This is a genomic window from Micrococcus sp. HMSC31B01 (assembly GCF_001816085.1).
Lineage (GTDB): Bacteria > Actinomycetota > Actinomycetes > Actinomycetales > Micrococcaceae > Micrococcus > Micrococcus luteus.
On sequence record NZ_KV825403.1, the window covers coordinates 1 to 1,210 of the forward strand.

The following is a 1,210-nucleotide window of genomic DNA, read 5'->3' on the forward strand; positions in this document are numbered from 1 at the left end:
CGCGGCGCTCCGCGCGACGGCGCGCGCGCTCGGGGGACGGGATCGTGGGCCAGAAGGCGGCACGCCCGGTCAGCCGCAGCAGCGCCGGCAGCAGGGTCAGGGCGGCGAGCCACGCGAACGCCACACCCGTGGCGGCCACGGGGCCGAGGGAGCGCGTCGAGTTGAGGTCCGAGGCCATCAGGATCAGCAGGGCGAGGGCCACGGTCGAGGCGGACGCGGTGATCGCGCCGAAGGACCCGCGCACGGCGGCCCGCAGCGCCTCCCCGACGTCCGCCCGGACCAGCAGCTCCTCGCGGTGCCGGGCCACGAGCAGGAGGCAGTAGTCCGTGGCCGCGCCGATCACGAGGATCGAGAGGATGCCCTGGGCCTGGCCGTTGAGCTGGATCCAGCCCGCCAGGGCCATCCCGTAGACGGCCACGATCGCGCCGCAGAGCGCGGCCACGGCCGTCAGCAGCACGAGGACCGGCAGCAGGACGGAGCGGTACACCGCCACGAGGATCACGAACACCACCGCGAGCGCCACGAGCAGCAGCAGCCCGTCGATGCCCGCGAACGCGCCGCCCAGCTCCGCGACCAGGCCCGCCGGACCGCCCACGTGCCACTCGGTGTCCGCGGCCACGGTGCCGGCGAGGGCGGGGTCGGCGGCCGCCGGGTCCGCCACGACCTCCCGCAGGTCGGCCACCACGTCGGCCACGGGCCGCTCGGCCCCGGCCGAGGAGTCGACGAAGGCCAGGAACTGCACCGCCGCGCCGTCGTCGGAGGGGATCGGGCCGGCGACGTCGGTCACGCCCGGCACCTCACCCAGCCGGCCCGCGAGGTCCGCGAGCGCGGGGAAGGCGGCCGCGGGGTCCGCGGTGCTCGCCGGGCCCATGACGACGGCGGGCACGGCCTCGCCGTCCTGGAACGCCGCCGCCTCCTGTCCCGCGCGGGTGGACTCGGCCGACGCCGGCAGGAAGGTGGCCTGGTCGTTCGAGGAGACGTCGCCGATCTTGCCGAACACGGGGCCGCCCAGGCCGAGCACGGCGAGCCAGACCACGGTGAGCGCCGCGGCCAGGCCCAGCCGCAGCCCCCGAGGGGGACGCCCCGTGGCGGCGGGGGTGCGGAAGGCGGAGAGGTCGGGCGGGGTGGGCATGCCCCGAGCGTAGGGGATGGTTCGATGATCAAACAACCATGGGGGCTGGCTAGATGTAGGAGGGCATGACGTTGTTGA

1 protein-coding gene is annotated in these 1,210 nt (G+C 76.0%); it reads right to left on the bottom strand.

The window, feature by feature from the left end:
- On the bottom strand, positions 1–1,132 hold a 1,132-nt coding region (locus tag HMPREF3105_RS11435; RefSeq protein WP_168168017.1), incomplete at its 3' end, for an MMPL family transporter.
- Between the last annotated feature and the right edge of the window lie 78 nt (positions 1,133–1,210).